Source organism: Streptomyces eurythermus (assembly GCF_014649115.1).
Lineage (GTDB): Bacteria > Actinomycetota > Actinomycetes > Streptomycetales > Streptomycetaceae > Streptomyces > Streptomyces eurythermus.
In genome coordinates this window covers 66,710-83,814 of record NZ_BMSK01000029.1, presented here as the reverse complement: position 1 = coordinate 83,814, position 17,105 = coordinate 66,710, and the positions used below count along the sequence as shown (strand labels likewise).

14 protein-coding genes and 3 pseudogenes are annotated in these 17,105 nt (G+C 68.6%); 4 read left to right on the top strand and 13 right to left on the bottom strand.

The genetic code is table 11. From position 1 onward, the window contains the following. Positions 1–92: 92 nt before the first annotated feature. From IE251_RS37050 to IE251_RS37040, 3 genes and pseudogenes are all read left to right on the top strand, one after another. Positions 93–1,535 carry a zeta toxin family protein gene (locus IE251_RS37050; RefSeq protein WP_229897097.1) on the top strand — a complete coding sequence of 481 codons (1,443 nt, stop codon included), beginning with the start codon at positions 93–95 and terminating at the stop codon, positions 1,533–1,535. Continuing rightward, a pseudogene (locus IE251_RS37045) lies at positions 1,459–2,209 on the top strand (transposase). Before IE251_RS37050 ends, IE251_RS37045 begins: the two are co-directional and overlap by 77 nt. 949 nt (positions 2,210–3,158) lie before the next feature. Further along, complete coding sequence (locus IE251_RS37040) at positions 3,159–3,926, top strand: class I SAM-dependent methyltransferase (protein WP_189757330.1); 768 nt, start codon at positions 3,159–3,161, stop codon at positions 3,924–3,926. Positions 3,927–3,986: 60 nt separating this feature from the next. Here IE251_RS37040 and IE251_RS37035 read toward each other — a convergent pair. The 5 genes and pseudogenes from IE251_RS37035 to IE251_RS37015 form a co-directional block, all read right to left on the bottom strand. Further along, positions 3,987–4,199, bottom strand: a pseudogene (locus IE251_RS37035) (ATP-binding protein); the annotation flags it as partial. 6 nt (positions 4,200–4,205) lie between these two features. Next, a pseudogene (locus IE251_RS37030) lies at positions 4,206–4,493 on the bottom strand (DUF6420 family protein); the annotation flags it as partial. Then, entirely contained in the window at positions 4,490–4,642 is a 153-nt protein-coding gene (locus IE251_RS37025; protein ID WP_189757329.1) for a hypothetical protein, read from the bottom strand. The pseudogene IE251_RS37030 and the gene IE251_RS37025, both read right to left, overlap by 4 nt. A gap of 156 nt (positions 4,643–4,798) precedes the next feature. After that, positions 4,799–5,092, bottom strand: a complete 294-nt coding sequence (locus IE251_RS41465) for a hypothetical protein (protein ID WP_229897096.1) — start codon at positions 5,090–5,092, stop codon at positions 4,799–4,801. Positions 5,093–6,131: 1,039 nt separating this feature from the next. After that, the gene (locus tag IE251_RS37015; RefSeq protein ID WP_189757328.1) at positions 6,132–6,392 is read right to left on the bottom strand and encodes a hypothetical protein; all 261 of its coding nucleotides are present in this window, start codon (positions 6,390–6,392) and stop codon (positions 6,132–6,134) included. Between the two features lie 88 nt (positions 6,393–6,480). Here IE251_RS37015 and IE251_RS37010 point away from each other — a divergent pair, with 88 nt between their 5' ends. Continuing rightward, on the top strand, positions 6,481–6,687 hold the full coding sequence (locus IE251_RS37010) for a hypothetical protein (protein ID WP_189757327.1): 207 nt from the start codon (positions 6,481–6,483) through the stop codon (positions 6,685–6,687). A gap of 1,144 nt (positions 6,688–7,831) precedes the next feature. Here IE251_RS37010 and dnaB read toward each other — a convergent pair. The 8 genes from dnaB to IE251_RS36970 form a co-directional block, all read right to left on the bottom strand. After that, positions 7,832–9,181 (bottom strand): replicative DNA helicase, encoded by a 1,350-nt coding sequence (dnaB, locus tag IE251_RS37005; RefSeq protein WP_189757326.1) that lies wholly within the window; start codon positions 9,179–9,181, stop codon positions 7,832–7,834. A gap of 163 nt (positions 9,182–9,344) precedes the next feature. Beyond that, positions 9,345–9,881 carry a DciA family protein gene (locus IE251_RS37000; protein WP_189757325.1) on the bottom strand — a complete coding sequence of 179 codons (537 nt, stop codon included), beginning with the start codon at positions 9,879–9,881 and terminating at the stop codon, positions 9,345–9,347. Continuing rightward, positions 9,878–10,444, bottom strand: a complete 567-nt coding sequence (locus tag IE251_RS36995) for a hypothetical protein (RefSeq protein WP_189757324.1) — start codon at positions 10,442–10,444, stop codon at positions 9,878–9,880. Before IE251_RS36995 ends, IE251_RS37000 begins: the two co-directional genes overlap by 4 nt. Before the next feature lie 80 nt (positions 10,445–10,524). Continuing rightward, on the bottom strand, positions 10,525–10,860 hold the full coding sequence (locus IE251_RS36990; protein ID WP_189757323.1) for a DUF6083 domain-containing protein: 336 nt from the start codon (positions 10,858–10,860) through the stop codon (positions 10,525–10,527). A gap of 205 nt (positions 10,861–11,065) precedes the next feature. Then, positions 11,066–13,330: a hypothetical protein gene (locus IE251_RS36985; protein ID WP_189757322.1), complete on the bottom strand. Its 2,265-nt coding sequence runs from the start codon at positions 13,328–13,330 to the stop codon at positions 11,066–11,068. Positions 13,331–14,461: 1,131 nt separating this feature from the next. Next, positions 14,462–15,373 (bottom strand): FAD-dependent oxidoreductase, encoded by a 912-nt coding sequence (locus IE251_RS36980; RefSeq protein WP_189757321.1) that lies wholly within the window; start codon positions 15,371–15,373, stop codon positions 14,462–14,464. Then, positions 15,370–15,948, bottom strand: a complete 579-nt coding sequence (locus IE251_RS36975; RefSeq protein WP_189757320.1) for a cysteine hydrolase family protein — start codon at positions 15,946–15,948, stop codon at positions 15,370–15,372. Before IE251_RS36975 ends, IE251_RS36980 begins: the two co-directional genes overlap by 4 nt. 4 nt (positions 15,949–15,952) lie before the next feature. Beyond that, a complete protein-coding gene (locus IE251_RS36970; protein ID WP_229897095.1) occupies positions 15,953–16,969 on the bottom strand; it encodes an XRE family transcriptional regulator in 1,017 nt (338 codons plus the stop codon). Between the last annotated feature and the right edge of the window lie 136 nt (positions 16,970–17,105).

The following is a 17,105-nucleotide window of genomic DNA, read 5'->3' as shown; positions in this document are numbered from 1 at the left end:
CTCATTGGATTTAACATTGGATTTCACATGGATTGCTCATAGCGGCTGTGGTCTGCCAGGACGATCTCGACCGTGGAAGCGCTGGAGGCCCTGTGGACGACGTGGACGACTGCGCCGTACTTTCGGCCCCCGAGAGCCGGGACGTCCTGCGGCGGGTGATCCTGCCCGCAGCCGCTGCAAGCGCCGTGCCCCAGGCCCGTCCGGTCGTGGGGTTCGTCGGTGGCCAGCCGGGGGCTGGAAAGACGAAGGTCGCCGACTTGGTCCAAGCGGCCCTCAGGCAGCGCGGTGGCACCGTACGAATCGGCCGCGACCTCTACAAGGCCGCCCACCGTCACTACGCTGCGGCGTTGGCCGCCGACGTCCGTACCGCCGGCGCGAAGGTCCGGCCGGACACCAGCTCCTGGCAGGCAGCCGTCGAGGAGTACGTCCGCGACCAGGGCCTGGACGCAGTCGTCGAGACCGCCCTCGCCGACCTCGACGACTTTCGTGCGGCATCGGCGGCGTACCGCCGATCCCGGCACCGGATCGAGGTCGTCGCGCTCGCGACGCCGGAGGCGTGGAGCCAGCTGGGCATCCTCGATCGGTTCCTCACCGAGGCCTCCGAGGGGGCGGGCGGCCGGTTCGTGTCGTGGACCAACCACGACTCCTGCGCGACGAACATGCTCCCGACGCTCGCGGTCATCGAGGCCGAGCAGCTCGCCGACCGCATCACCGTGGTGACCCGCGACGCAACGGTGCTGTACAACAACGAGCTCATCGACGGCGCGTGGCGGCGCCGGCCCGCCGCCGACAAGGCGGTCGCCCGCGGCCGCGCCCGCGCATGGACGGCCCAGGAGACGGCCGCGTTCCACCACGAGATAGCCCGCGCCGAGGTGCGCGTGCACCGCGACGTACCGGGTGAGGACGAGCGCCTGGCCGTCGTACGCGACGCGCGGCGGGCCGCCGCGCTCGCCGAGCCGGTCCGCCGCATCGCCCAGCCCCGACGGCGCGCGCCGGGCGTCGACTACCACCGGCTCTCCACCAGCGAGCACCGGTGGGTCTTCGACGAGCTGATCGTCCCGTCCTACCTGAACGGCATCGTCACCCGGGACGATCCGCGCGCCGTCTACGTCATGGGGCAGCCCGGGGCGGGCAAGCTGCTGGCCGCCCGGATGGTCCGCCGCGCGATGCGGCCCGGAACGACCCGGCTGGTCGGCGACAACTTCAAGGCCCAGCACCCCGACTACTTCCCCCTGCTGCGCGACAACCCCCGCAGCGCCGGCGCGGCGATCCGCGCCGACTACCGGGCCTGGTTCACCTGGGCCGAGCAGTACGTCCGTGACCGGCGCGGCGACGTTCTCATCGAGGCCGCCCCCGGCAGCGTGGAGGGGCTGATGGCCTCGGTGCCCGCAACGGACAGGGCCCCTGCGCCGTTGGATGAGGTGTTCGAAGTCTCCACCTGCCGGTCCAGGAGCCCTGTTGGTTCCCTATCCTGCCGCACTCGACCTGCCTCATGCGCTGGTCGAGTGGGTCACGATGCTCATCGTCACCCGTGAGGGTGACCGACGCTGCAAGCTCCGCCCGCATCAGCGCGCCCTCGTCGCTCTCGCCTACCTGCGCAAGCACGACACCCTCGGCCAGATCGCCGCCGGGTTCGGCATATCCGTGGGCACGGCCCACGCCTACACCTCCGCGGTCGTGCGACTCCTCGCGGACCGGGCGCCGGGACTGCTCAAGACCCTGCGCGAGCACAACCCGGACTACGTGCTCCTGGACGGCACGCTCAGCGAGTGCGACCGCTTGGGCGACGGACGCACCGATTACTCCCACAAGCACCGGCGCCACGGCGTGAACCGTGCAGGTCGTTACCGATCCCGAAGGCCGGCTGCTGTGGATCTCGCCGGCACTGCCGGGCCGCGCTCACGATCTGACCGCCGCCCGCACCCACCGCATCATCCGGATCTGCGAACGGCAAGGCGTCCCGATCGTGGCCGACCGCGCCTACATCGGCGCCGGCGCCCGGGTCACCACCGCAATCCGCCGCCCGCCCAACGGAGAACTGTCACCGACCGAGCGGACGCTGAACCGGGCACTCGCCCATGCCCGTGCTCCTGTCGAACGAGGTGTCGCCCGGCTGAAGTCCTGGCGGATCTTCCGCCGAAGCCGCTGCAGTCCGAACCGGATGATGGTCATCGCTGCTGCGGTCCTCGCCTTGGAGCGGCAACGCTGAAAAGGCCCATTGCTTGCTAACCTATGGGATGCATTGCGGCGCGACAGCCATCCACGAACGCCCGCATGTGCAGGTTCAGTGCCCAATACTGCAGTTCAAGGGCGTTCCGTTCTGCGAGGGCTTCACGGATGGAGTTCTCGTTCTGAGTGAGAGCGATGTAACGATCCAATCGGTCGCTGGCTTCTGCAATCGCACTCGACCGCGCCATCAGACCGTTGAGCGTTGACTGTGTGCAGTTCGAAGCGCTAACAGCCGGGACAAACGACAAGTTTCCATTAGGGAGCGTTGCATTACCGTCGCTAGCCATCGCCGATGGGGCTGCCGCCAGCCCTATTGCCGTAACTACAGCTATGGTTGCTGTCGAGGTAACTATTTTCCTGATGAGCCGCATCGCTTATCTCCTACCTGTCTTGGGTATTTAACGCAAACTGTCTTGAAACCGACGAACAAAGAATGAAGTCGCCTCTGGGTCGGGAGCAGTTTCCGAAGCATGCCATCAGCCCCACATGCTCTACAGCGTGCCCACCAGCAACGTGAACGGTACCCGGAAACGTGTGCAGGGCCGGTACTGCCAATTTAGCACCCAGCAGCATCGATCCTGTTCACTGATGCAACCCTTCGTTTTACGCAGACCTGCAACCCGTCATCATTCTTCGTCACCGGGTCTGGTTGTATTGTGGCCGAACCTGTTGCTCAGTCACCAGGCCACTTCGTGCTCAAATGCTGTTCAGATGTGCTCACCCGCGCCAGCGGTTGCGACGACGGTGAGCGCAACTGGCTTCGTTCACGTCCAGCAGCAGCGTTTGTCGATGAGTCTCAGCAGCAGTCGGCGATCAGCGCGTGCGTAGATGTTCACGAGAAATGACGGCACTGTCGGTGGTGAGGGCGTTCGCGTCGACCACGGGGGTGACCAAAGCCTCCGGGAAACCAGGCCCGGTAATCTCGGGCCATGGCCGAGACATCAGTGGCGCACTTCTACGACGAACTTGCCGACGACTACCACCTGATCTATTCAGACTGGGACGCGAGCATCCGCCGGCAGGGGGACGCGCTGGACGCCCTGATCGGCCAGGATCGCGCAGCGGTGCTCGACTGCTCCTGCGGCATTGGCACGCAGGCCATCGGCCTGGCGCTGCGCGGGCACCGCGTCACCGGGACGGATCTCAGCCCCCGCGCCGCCGCCCGCGCTGCTCGTGAGGCCGCCCGCCATAGCCTGAGCTTGTGCACGGCCGCCGCCGACATGCGGCGCCTCCCGTTTCCCGATGGCCAGTTCGACGCCGTCGTCTGCGCCGACAACTCGCTGCCTCACCTGCTGACGGAGCAGGATGTGCACGCTGCCCTGGCCGAGATGCGCCGTGTGTTACGTCCCGATGGCCTGCTGCTGGTCAGCACGCGCCCCTATGACGACCTGCTGCGCGACCGCCCCGCTTCGACGCCTCCACAAGTCCACCAGGCCGCCGGCGGCGGAGAACGGACAGTCACCTTCCAGCTCTGGCACTGGCACGACGACGGCGAGCGCTACGACTTGGAACACTTCCAACTCCTTCCGGCAGGCGGAGAATGGCGCGTCCAGGTCCGTCGGACCACCTACTGGGCACTCGGCCAGGACCGACTGGCCGGCCTCGCAGCTGAGGCCGGGTTTGTCGACCCCGGCTGGCGAATGCCGCAAGAGACAGGCTTCTTCCAGCCGCTGCTTGTGGCCCGCGCCAGCAAGTAGCTCCGCAGCCCGATCGGCCGCCGGCCTCACGGGCGGAGGCCGGAGTGGAGCCAGCGGATGTCAGCCGGCCTTGGCGGGTTCCTCGGCTCGGGCGCGGGTGGAGGCGAGCCGGTAGGAGTCGGTGCCGGTTTCGATGATCGTGCCGTTGAAGGTGAGGCGATCGACGATGGCCGCGCAGAGCCGGGGGTCGGTGAAGGTCTTCGTCCAGCCGCCGAACGACTCGTTGGAGGCGATGGCGACGCTGTTCTTCTCCTCGCGCTCGGTCAAGAGGCGGCACTTCGCCTGGACGCAGTAGCCCTCGGCGGCCAGGGCGAGCCGCTTGAACGCGGCGTTCTTTTCCTCGGTGCACTGCGCGGGGCAGCCGAGGTGATCCAACGTGATCCGCAGATGGGCGGCGTTCTTCGCGGCCTTGCGGATGGTCAGCCGCCCGCCGCCGGGGGTGACGTAGCGCCCGGCCTCCACCGGGGCGTACGGATGGATCAGCGGCAGCTTCACCTCCGAACGGTGCAGGACGGGCAGCCCGTCGTACTCGATGTACGGGCCGGCGGCCCCGCGGTCCTCGGTCATGCGCTCCTCGTCTCCCCCGCCCGGCCCTCGGCGGGCTCGTGGTCCTGGTGCTCGTCGGCGGGCCAGAGGCCGAAGGGGCCGACCCGGCCGGGGCCGGTGGCGCCGAGCTGGGAGGCGCCACCCTTGAGTCGGTGGTGGTCGCGGAACACGGGCGCGGTACTCCTGCGGTCGACGGGCGGTTCGGGACCATGGTGCCTCCCGCCTCACCGTCGTACGGCGTGTTCCGGCCGCATGCCGCCTGGACAGGCGAAAGCCCCGCGCGCGGAGACGGCCGGGGCTGGTTGGACCTGTTGGACCCAAGGGGTCTACAGCGGGGCGAGGCGGGCAGCGCGGTCCAGGGTCCGCAGCAGTTCGGGCTTCCATCCGGCGCGCGGGGTGTCGTAGGCGAGCAGGCCGGAGACGGACAGTACGTCGAGCTGCACCTGGTGCTCGACGCCGGGTCGCCACGCCTCGCGCAGGACGTGCCGGGCCTCGTCCCGGGCGGTACGGCCGGTGGTCGCAGTGGCCTTGGCGTCGGGCAGGGCGGCGAGCTGGCGGCCGGCCTGCTCCAGCTTGGCCATGTAAATGGCGGCGAGCTCGACGTCCGGGCGGGGCGGCACGAGGTAGATCTCGGGGCCGTGACGCCGCGGCGCAGTTGCTCCATCCGCTCCGGGAGCGGGCTCCAGCTCTCGGTCCCGGCCAGTTCGATGTTCATCTTGGCGACCGCCGCGGTGTACGCACGGTCGGCGCCGCGTGGCTGCAGGGGGGTGCCGGCGGGCCGGTGCTGCGGGCCGGTCTCCTCATCGACGGTGCCAGAGTGGTTCCCGCGCACCGAGACCCACAGGGCGTCCGCGCTCCCCGTGACCTCGCTCATCAGCAGGCGGCGCACCAGGAACCAGCGCTGCAGGGCGGCCCGGGTCGCCCTCCGCAGCGGGTAGATCTCGACGGAGACCGGGTCGTCCGGACGGCGGTTCTGCGGCCGGCGCACGATGCGGACCTTCTCCAAAGCGGGAGAAAGGTCCTCCAGCCGGATCGCGCACCGGTGTCCAGGGTGACCGAGGCCATCACCAGCATCCGCACCCAGCGGGGGTAGCCGCGAGTGAGCAGGCCGCCCTCCGCGGTCCAGCGGGTGCGCCGCCCGATGTAGTCGGCGACCGTCTGCAGGCCGGTGCGCATCCGTTCGCGGCGACCGCGGACAACTCACGGCGCGGAGCCCAAGCCCCGGCCCGAGCTTTCGTCCCCGGGCTCGCAGGAGTAGTTCGTGACTGAGCACGTACGGATATCCGTACGCGCTGTCGTCTCCCCGCGCTAATCGGCGGGTCTCTGGCGGCCGTACGAACTGCCCCTCCGGGCTCGGGTGCTGGTCGTCTTCGCGGGGAACCGTGGCCAACCTACTTACGTGAGTAGGTTAGGGATCGGTTCCACACACACGAGGGTCGCTCCGCCCACACCGATCCTAGAAACGTTCCTACCATGACGCCCTCCCGCGCCCGCGGGGGGTGCTCGCACACGTTGAGGTGTGCTACACGGGAGTCGTCCCCGCGCGCGGGGGTTGCTCGGCCCAGGACGGGCTTGAGTTGGGCGCACGTCGGCCGTGGACTGGCATTCCGAACGTCACCTGGCAGGCCCAGTTGCGGCTACTGGCAGCTTCGCCGGTGTTCAGGGCGTTTGCTGCGGTAGTCGGCCCGCTACGGCACGGATGCGCAGCACGCGGAGCCGGCCGAGCCGTTGCTGCAGGAGGCACTGGGCGGTGCGGCACCGGACCTGCTCGGCGGCCTCCTCCGCAGCCTGGTGAGCGGTGGGGTGGCGGCGCAGCACCACCTCGTACACCGCCTCTGTGGAGGCTTCCTCGCTGTGCAGCAGCCGCTTGAGGGCGCTGGTGCGGCACTCGGCCAGGATGCAGGCCCTGCGCGCTGCCATGTTCCACCGCGCCTGTTGCTGCGTGTGGTGGATTTAGGCGCCGCAGGCAGTACCGCGAGCGCACCGGCAACGTTGCCAGGACCCACCAGTGGACGAGCAGCCAGTTGACGACGGTCAGCACCAGGGCGACGGTGAAGACGGCGGCCACCAGCAGGCCGATCAGCCGGTCGTCGGCGCGCTGCCGCCCCCGGCCTTGGACGCAGCGGTACACGCTTTGGCTCAACTCGCCGACTCCGCGGCAGCGGCAGTGGGCTTCACCAACTACAGCGATCAGCGTCTGCGTGGACGACGCTAGGTCAACCCACCCTGGATCGTCTGCTGTCGCCACGTGACGCACGATCGCTTCAGACGCTGCAAGTGCGCTCACCAACCGAGGCAACCTCAGTCATCTACAGCCACACTGACGCACAATCAGCGCCGTGCAGCCCAATAGATCGATCACCTTCCTGTCAACAACACTGCGCCTGAGAACTACTGGTCTGGCTGCTGTCATGCGATGTGACGACTGAAGATGTCAATAGTGTCGGCGCTCTAGTCACCCAGCCACACAGACGGCCCGGGCAACACCCGGAGCAATGTTGATGCAGGTCAGAGCCAATGATGTCAGAGGCGCGTCCTGCACCGGACAGGCGGCCTGACGTTTTCAACTTTGCTGTCGGATCCGAAGCTCAGAGCTTTGGTCAGAGTGCAGATATCGGATCTGCGCAGTTCGATGATTCAGCGAAACCGAGGTACATTGGCTGAGGCGTCCACGCCTCTTTGGGCTTGTGGAGCGCCGGGCAAAACAGAACCGCCCCCCTGGCTGGGAGGCGGCCTGTGACACGGGCACCCGGACTGTCGCTACTGGAGCGACGCCAGCTGGATGAGCAGATCCAGGAGGCTGGCGATGAAGCACCAGAAGTTCCAGTCCGGTTGTTCGTTTCCGTCCATAGTCATCCTTCTGTGCGGCTCGGGACACGTGGTCCGGAGTGAGCCGCTTCCTCCGGGCCGCGGCACCAGAGGACAGCGATGAACGGGCAGAGTACGAACACCCACGGAGAGTCTACGTCCTCCGGAGGGGTACCCCGGACCCTCGCGACCCAGATTCCGGTGAACACCCCAATCTCATGCGGGTAGATGGGGTCCAGGCGTCCCAACTGTCACCCGTTCGGATGATTTGACGGTCCGACTTTTCGGACAGTTCGGCTAACCGGTCCGAACCCCACCCGGGCGAACGTTCGGGCCTCACCCTTGAAGCGACCACAAGATACCGGCCCCGAACCGGCCCGCCGCGCCGACCGCTTGAACCAACCCGACCGCCGACATGCTCGGCGACGAACTCCGTTGTGCTGTTCGCTCCGCAGGCCCTGAGCTCCCACAGAGGCCCAGCAACTCTGCCTGTCCGACAGTGAGCTGTTGCTGGGGTGGAGGCAGGTTGGCGGAGCCAGACGCGAGGTGAGTCAGGTCTGGGCCATGTCCACGAAACGGGAGTAGTGGCCCTGGAAGGCGACTGTGATGGTGGCGGTGGGACCGTGCCGATGCTTGGCGACGATCAGGTCGGCCTCGCCCGCGCGAGGCGAGTCCTTCTCATAGGCGTCCTCGCGGTGGATGAGGATCACGACGTCGGCGTTGTCCTCCAGGGCTCCTGAGTCGCGTAGGTCGCTGATCAGGGGTTTCTTGTCGGTGCGTTGCTCGGGTCCGCGGTTGAGGGTGGAGATGGCGACGATGGGCAGCTGGAGTTCTTTGGCCAGGAGTTTGAGGCAGCGTGCGATCTCGGAGATCTCTTCATAGCGTGAGCTGAGCTGCCTGGTGCCGTATGTGAGCAGGTGAACGGCGTCGACGACGATGAGCTGGACCCCCATACGGGCGTGCAGGTAGCGGCAATGGGCGCGGAGGTCATGGAGGTTGGCGTAGGAGCCGTCCTGGATGTAGATGGGCGCGGCGGTGACGTCGGGTATCCGGCGGGCCATCCGGGTCCAGTCCTCGTCGGTGCACGTGCCGGAGCGCATGTGGTGCAGGGCGACTCGGGCTTCGGCTGACAGGATGCGCATGCCGACTTCGTGGCGGTCGGCTTCGAGGGTGAAGAGGGCGCTGGGCATACTGTGTTTGATGCTCGCTGCGCGCAAGAAGTCGTAGGCGAGGGTGGACTTGCCCATGGCCGGGCGGGCGGCCACGACGATGAGTTGCCCGGGGTGCAGACCGCCGGTGAGAAGGTCCAGTTCCGTGAACCCGGTGGGTACGCCGGGCAGGCTGGAGGTCTGGGGGCTGCCGACGGCTTCTATCCAGTCGAGGGTGTCCTCCATGACGTCGCTGAGGGGGCTCGCGGGTGGGAGCAGGGGGCGGCGTGTGGTGGCGGCGAAGATTTCGGCCTGGGCGGCGTCGGCAATGCGCTCGGCGGCGTCTGGTTCGGCTTCGGAGGCCAGGTTCTCGATATGGGCCGCGGCGCTCTTCATGCGCCGCAGCATGGCCGCGTTCTGTACGCGTTCGGCCTCAGTGATCCATTTGCGGGACGGTGAGGCGCCGTTGAGGAGTGCGGTGATGTAGGCGGCGCCGCCGGCTTCCTCCAGGCGGTTCTGTTCGCGCAGGTGGCTGATCACGGCGGTGGGGTCCGTGGGCTGACTGCGGCCGTACAGGTCGAGGATCGTGGTGTAGAGAAGGTCGTGGGCGGGCCGGTAGAAGTCGTGTCCGTCCAGGACGTCGACGATGTCGGCGATCGCGTCTGCGGACCGCAGCATCGCCTTCAGCACGGCCTTCTCTGCCTGCAGATCGTGCGGATGATGCAGCGCGGCGTCGAGGTCCTCGACGGTCATCGCGGTTCCCCTGTCTCCCCAGCCCTGTATGCCGTTATCGCGTGGGCACGAGATCAGCGTAGCGGCGGCCGACAACGAGCCGGGCCCGTCGGTCTGATGGTCCGTCGTCCGGAGGGACAACGCCGGCTTGCTGCGTATCAGCGGGTGCCGGCCTAGAGGATGCTCAGGTGCGCTCACCGGGCATATCTGCCGTCTGCCGGTCCAAGGCGGCCTGGGTGGCTGGGTCTGGTTCGCGGACCGTCCGGGGCTGCAGGGGTCCGAGAGGGCTGTCGGGCGGCAACCCGTAGAAGGGGGAGTCCCTTTTCACCACGCGCAGCCGGCGTACGGCCTGAGATCCGAGTTCCTCGTTGATTCTCCGGATGAGGGCGTCGCCGAGGAGCTTCACCTGGGTGTTCCACGCGGTGGAGGCCCCGCACAGGGTAAGGGTGCCCGTGTCGGGGTCGAACCCGGCCAGGTGCACGTGCGTGGCGATGGGGCCGACGATGGCCCGCCAGCGGGTGATCATCTGTGTTTCCGCCTCGGTGAGCAGGCCACGCCGGGCGAACATCTCACGCAGCGCCTGTCCAAGGGGCACCGCCGGAGTGCGCCCGCGCCGCTGCCTCGTGCCGGTAGAGGCGGAGCGCCCGGTGAAGCGGTGGAGGCGGGCGTCTTCCTTGGCCTGCCTCAGCTTCTGCCGGGCCAGGTCTGCGCGCGGCGTCACAGGTCGACCTGCTGGCGTGGTGCAGGTGTGCCCCAGACTCGTACGACGTTGTGGTCGGTGAACGCGTACACCACCCGATACGCCGGTGCCGGGTTCGTGCCCCGGCTCAGGTCGGCGAGGAACTGCTCGGCTTCCTGTTCGCTGCGCCGCGGGGTGCCGCACACCTGCCAGGCCTGTCCGTTCCACATCTCCGGGATCCAGCGCTTCCTGGGCTCGGGCTGCTGGGCCCGCAGCCGGTGACGGGACTGCACGCGCGCCGGCGGCTCGTCATCGGGTGCGGCGGAGCGCGGTCGTGGGGTGGTTTTCTGTCCGGTGCGGCGGCGGGTCTCGCACAGCAGGCACAGGTCGATGGCCTCCGGGTCGAGAGGACCGGCGGGGTGCTCAGGGCAGCGGGTGACCGGCTTGGGGCTGCTGATCGCTTCGTCCAGCAGGTCCAGGGCCCTTTCGAGGTCGCGGCGGATCTCGTCGGTGTCGGGGGCCGTCTCACTGTCGGTGAGGCGCTGGCCGTGTTCGCCGGCGACCCGCAAGGAGCGTCCAAGGGCGATGAGTTGTGCGTGGTTCACCGGTGTCTTCCTCGTCTCGGTACCGGGTGTGCCCAAGCGGCGGGCAGCGTCCAAGGGGGCACGGGGTCAGGGGACGGGTGTCAGGGCTGGGACCGTGGTCCCCGGGCCAGCCTGAGGCGCATCGCCCTCCACAGCTCATCGGCCCCCCGGCTGGTGGCGGGCGGGGTACGGTGCCGGCCCGGGCAGCAGGCGTCGTGGGTGACCTTGGCGGTGCCGTAATCGCGGTGGTGGGGGCCGGGCCAGGCGATCCCGCCGGCGAGGTGGTAGATCTCGCTGTCGGCGAAGAGCCGGGCGGGGTAGTCCCCGGGCATCAGCGCGATCCAGGCCACTTCGTGCTCGGGCTCTTCACCGTCGACCGCGCGGGCGGGATCCTGGCCGGCCTGGGAACGGTAGGTGGTGACCCCGTCGTAGTCCATCGTCCGGTGACGGTGTGTTGGCAACGTGCACGCTGGGCACGGCACCGTGAGCTTGCGTCCCCACGCGGGAACGAGATCGTCCTGGGGGCTGTACGGAGGGGGAACAGACACTCGATCAGCCTCCGGGTGGTCAGGTCGGCCATCGACGGGCACGCGGAACGTCAACTGCCAGGTTAGCGGCGGCTGCTGACAGGCCCGCCGGTGTTCAGGCGGTTCGCTGTGGTAGTCGTCCCGCCGCGGCACGGATGCGCAGTACGCGGAGCTGGCCGAGCCGTTGCTGCAGGAGGTACTGGGCGGTGCGGTGCCGGGCCTGCTCGGCCGCCTCCTCCGCAGCGCGGTGAGCGGTGGGGTGGCGGCGCAGGACCATCTCGTACACCGTCTCCGCCTCCGCGTCGGCTTCCTCGCTGCGCAGCAGCCGCCTCAGGGCGCTGGTGCGGCGCTCGGCCAGGATGCGGTCGGCCACCTCCCTTTCGGTGAGGGACCGAAGCTCCGGCTGGCTGTCGTTGTGCCGGCTGGCCTTGGCGAGCAGGGCCTTGGTGTCGGCTGCGCACTGTTCGGTGAGCTGGGCGACGTTGTCGGGGTCGTCGAGATCCGCGCGGACGGCGACGGCAAGGTCGACCGCTTGGTGCAGCAGGGTCTGGATGCGCTGGCGGTGGGTGCATTGCGGGCACAGTCCGGCCGCGTCCGGCAGACCGCACTCCGCGCAGGGCGCAGACCTGCGCGCCTGCGCAGCGGCCTCCTGCTGCGCACGGCGGCGGGCCGCCCCCGCCCGCCGCGCCTGGACCGCGACGGCCTCCCGCGCGCGACGCGCCTCGGCACGCGCCGCTTCGCGGAGTGCGTGCTCGCGCAGCTGCTGTTCGTAGAGCGCGCGCCGCTGGGCTGTACCGGCGCCGGCGAGTTGCTCGTCGGCCAGGGCCCGCAGGCGGGCGCGCTGAGCGCGCCGGTCGGCGATGACGGTGGTGCAGGTGGGACAGTCGGCGCGGGTGTCGAGGCGGATCCCGTCGTCGCAGCGCGGGTCCGCGCAGGCCGGCCGCTGGACCAGGCCGCGTCCGAGGAGCCAGCCCATCGGATCGCGTACCAGGGCCTGCCCGCCGACTTCCTCCAGCCGGTCGGTCAAGCGGTCGGCCAGCAGCCGCGGCGCGGTGCTGTCATCGGCGATCTCAGCCACCTCCTGCAGGGCCTGCAGCGCGGCCTGGCTGGCCACGGCCTGCTGCCTGGGGTTCAGCCGGTCCCACAGCTCCGCGGCCGGGGCCAGTGCCACCCGCAAGCGCAGGTCATCCAGGTCCGCCACACTCCGGTGCCGCCGCCTTGGACGCTCGTCCACGGCAAACAGCCACCGAGGTCGTACGCCCGCCGTCGCCGACTTCGCTCTGCCTCCGTGGACCTCTCCGGGCTTTTCCCCGCGGAGCGGGCCAGCCTTCGCCACGGGCAAGGCCGACTCGGAAGTCGCGTCCTCGGCGGTCCGCTGCTCGCGCACGCACGCGCGCTCCGGCCGACGGCGGATCCCACCACGGCCTTCGCCGGAAAAACCACGGGAGACAGCTGAGGAAGAGACAGGAGTAACCAGGTGAGGGTGATCAGTGTGAAGGTCTGCCGTATTCGCGAGGTCTCCCTCATCCGAACCGCAACGCCCACTCACGCCGTTGACCTGCGACTTCGCCGACGGCAGGGAACCCTTATCAGGCCCTGCCGTATCTGCGAGCTCTCCGACACAGCGATCAGAACCACCTGAGCCTGCCTGACGGTCCCCGTTCCCGGTGTCAGCGTGGGGGCTGCTGTGCGCGGCCGCCACCGCCGGGACCACCAGCCGCGACTCCTGCTGCAACCCGGACGCGGTCCGCTTCCGCGGACGCTCCACCAGCCCAGCGTCTTCCAGACGAGCCAGCGCCCGCTCCGCCCGCGACATCGAGCACCCCAGCAGCCGCGCCAACGTCGCCGTCGGCCGCCCGTACCGCTTGTCGACCCGGCCACCGCACAACCGCACCCGACCGGTCTCCCGCGCCTCCAGCACCAGCAGCAGCAGCGCCAGCCGGTCCGTCGCCGCACCCCGCCCCGTACGCACCCCGAGTAGCCCGGCCGGAGTCACACGGCCATCCCGGTGCGCCCAGCCCGGTGCCATCACGGCCTCCATCAGCCGCAGCAGCGTCGCCAGCTCGCTCTTCTTCAGGTTGAGCGGGTGCCCGACCATGCCGCGGGCCTTCCACATCGGCAGCAGCCGGCACCGCAGCGCATCGTCCTGACCGAACTCGCCCGGCTCCGTCTCCACCTCGACCAGCCCGGACCGGCGCAGACCTGGCACCACCGAACTTGCGGTACGCGACGCCGACAGACCGATCCACCGGCCCAGCTCACCCGTACGGATCACCACCTCGCCGGTCTCCGACGGCGTCCTCGACGCCAGCACGATCACCGCCAGCCGCACCGTGTCCAGCGCACCGTCCAGGCCAGGCATCTCCAGGAGCGCGTACACGGCGTTCCTCAGCCGCGCCCCAGTAATGTCCCCGAGCGTCAGCGGATGCCCCGCCTCGCACCTCGGCGCCGGTACACCCTGGACCGGAACAGGCCCACGACGCGTCCGTCGGCGCCGTGGAGCCGGCACACGGAACCCGACAGCGGCCGGCGCCGCCACGGCACTCACCGGCCTGCCCAGACAGAGAACGTGATCGCAGTCATCCAGCGACCGTGAACCAAGGCGCCTGTGGGCAGACCCCGATCAGAGGTGAAAGCCCCGCACACTCCCGCCAGGCGACTAAAGATCTTGGAACTGGTCCCGTCACGCGGAACACGACGCCTGACGGCACCGAGCACGAGCGGGCGCACTCCGGGCCGGTGCTTTTCAGCCGCATCGATCGGGCTCACGGGTCCCGCGCACGACGTGATGTCAGCCACGGTCACACGGCGATGTGACTGGTCTGCGCGGTATGGCAGGTATGTGCGGGCATGCCGAAGCTGGCGGCCCGCAGGATGGTCATGCACAATGACTCCTGTGTCGAGGGGCTCGCCTCACGGCATGACGAAGCCCCTGATGGTGCTTCGCGTTCGGGTGGAATCGAACGGATGTTGAACTGCTCAACCGGCTCCCAACCAGTTGGCAGAACCCTCGGAGGGCCTCCCAAGCTCTCCGGTGGCAGATGGGCGCTGAGCCGAGGTGACTCCCAATCACCAGTAGCTGAGCGACCCGGGGGCGGCACGAAGACCCGTACGGGCGCCGCCCCGCGACGACTACGTCATCCCGGCCCCCTCACCAGAGGCGCGGACCGGGACGTGCACGGACAACACGAACGCCCCGTCGACGGACCAGCAACCGGCATGGCTGCTGACCCCACGGCGGGGTGCGGTGTGTCGAGTGGCGGGTACGGGTACCCTGATCACGTCGGCACCTTCCTTCTCGCGAAAAGGGTGCTCGGCAGGCTTCCGGACCCCCATCACAAGGTCCGTTGGCCACGTGGCCCCTCTCGCCTTGCTCAAGGGCGATCGACGGGGCCACTCTTCTTTTTGATCAACGATCGGGATCACTCTACCGTTCCACGAGCAGTCGGCATGCGCCTCAGGACCACGTGTCGGGTCCTGCAGCGGCGCCATCGTCGCGACCTGCACCGGTTCAGACCCGCTCAAGCGCGGTGGAGTAGTAGTACGCCAGGGCTGCTTCGGCTCCTGAGCCCTGTGCCGTGGTGATGCGCTGGAACCGACCCGACCGCAGATCCCCGGCGATGAAGACCCGAGGGTGCTGCATGTCTGGAGGGCAGTATCCGTCCTGGTCCACCGCGAGCCCTTCAAGAGCCGCCGGCCGATTGCCGAGATTGCTCAGCACGGCCGTTGCGACATAGGTGCTGCGCTCACCTCCGCGATTCTCGACCTCCACGATGAAGTCGGTTCCATGAAGGGCCTGTGAAATGGCGACGTGAGAAACCGGAACTACCCGGACTCGATCGTCCCCTGACACCTCCGCCAGTTTGTAGTCGTCCGTTGCCGGGGCGAGGACATGGAGTGTGACGGAGGACTGAGGATGAGCCCGCAGCCAGGTGCCCAGCGGTCTGTCACCTCCAAGAACGTACGTCTGCGGCCCGATCTGCTCGGGCGTCGCACGCCACAGCGGAGGCGTGGACAGCGATGGCGCGGCGCTGATCCAATCGGTGTCGGAAGGCGTCATCGCCGCCACGCCCGTGCCGACCACGACGGCCTGCGCGGTGAGCACCTGGGCGTTCGCGAGGAGGACTTCTGCTCGGTCCGAGTGCCCCTTGACCCTGACAGCGCGCGATCGGACCAGTGAGCATCGACCCGCCTCCTCAAGGCGTGCCAGATCCGTGGTCAGGGCCTCGGCCAGCTGGGGGCCGGTTGTCCAGTTGCCGGAGACGTTCTCCAGTGCACCGATGGTCTGGAGCTTGCCGCCGACGCTGGCGGACTCCACGACGAGCACCTTCATGTTGAGGCTGCTGGCCATGAGGGCGGCCGCCACACCAGCGGGGCCGGCCCCGACTACCAGGACGTCGGCGTCGAGCGAAGGTGTACTCACTGGAACTCCCCAGTTCCGCTGATTCGAGACAGAGCGATGTCGCTGGTGACGAGCTGATCGGCGCCCAGGTTCCGGGCCGCGAGTAGCAGGGCGGCCTCGTGGTACTGGGAGCCGCCGCTGGAGGCGCACGCGTCGGTGACGATCCACGGCCGGTAGCCCCGTTGATAGGCAGCTGTGGCGGAGTCGTACACGCAGGCGTCGGTGTCGATGCCACACAGCACCAGGTCACGCCAGCCGGCGTCCTGGATGAGCTGCGATCCCTCGGGCGTGAAGACTGATGCCTGAGCTTTGTCGATGACCAGGGCCGAGTCGTTGATGAAGGGAGCCAGATCCTGCACGAACGCCTGTTCCTCGGCGGTACGCAGCCGCTTCCAGCCGGAAATCGTTTCGTAGGGCGAGCCCGGCGCATTGTGAAACCGGGTGAAGACCACCGGAGCACCGGCTGCTCGCCAGCCGTCCACCAGCCGTATGACCGTTGGGACAACATCGCGGCTGTGCTGGTTGACGAAGCCTTGCTGTACGTCGATGACCAGAAGCGCTGTCGATCGCGGGTTCAACCCGTCCACCTTTCCCATGCCATCACGGCCTGCTGTCTCGGAGGGCGTCCTGAGCGGCGCGCAGCCGATCGGGGAGTTCACTCGTGGTCAAAATCGCTTCGCGCATCACACGGTGCTGAGCCGTCTCGGTGGGACGCGCGGTTGTGAGCCTGTAGTACGCACTCCGTAGGAAACGCCAGCCATACTCGGGCGGCATCACCGGGTCGTGGCCGTCCTCGACGGTGTGCAGGACGTGGGAGGAGAGAGCCCACAATGCCTGGACATCCAGCTCCAGAGCGACGATCTGACTTGTCGTGAGGGCGCGCTCATCCGGCTGGGGGTGGTAGGAGACCCCGGACCATCCGGCGACACCCTTCGAGACGCCGCCTCCGAAGGGGACAGCCTCGGCGTGAGCCCAGCTTTCGCGGAACTTGGCGGCCTCGACGTCCGGTCCCAGCGAGACGACGTTCTCCGGGTCCTGGCGATTGACCAGGACAGAGGGCGTGGCCAAGAGCTGCAGGGCGGTGTCCAGACCCGCGCTCGTCCAGGAGTGTTCGCGGAGTTCGTAGACCGACAGCACGTACTGCGGCGCAGGCACCTCGCGACTGGGCGTTCCCTCGGCAGCGTGGAGCTTCATGAGCTGCGTGATCCGCTCGCCCGCCCAGGCGGGTTCCTGCAGATACGTGCGGTATCGCCACACCGCCAGATCGGTCAGCGATTCGACGCGATGATGCTCCTCTAGGTGCACTACGGCGACGCCGCACCCGTAGACGTGGACCGTCGACGACTGAGCCGAGTGGTGTCCCGCCGGAAGCGTCCGGCGCTCTAAGCCCCCCGGGCCGGAAGGCGCGGGAGCGCCGACGGCGTACAGGGAGGCGATCTGCTCGCCCACGTAGGCCGGCAGGAACTTGTGGGAGACAACGGTGCAAGGCGCTGGCCGCGGAGTATCGGCGCCCGAGGCCGCGACTGCGGAGCCGCGAAGGGCAGCCAGACGCAGACGAAACGCCTCCTGCTCCTCCGGGGTGCACTGGTTGAGCGCCGTATCGAGGATCTGTGCCATCTGCGGACGGCACACGCTGCTTCTGTTCCTCTGCCAGTGGGAAACCGTTCGCGGGCTGATCCCGAGGCGATCGGCGAACCCCCGCACCGATGCACGCATTACTGATCGCAACAGCAGTGCCTCCTCGCCTGTCCAC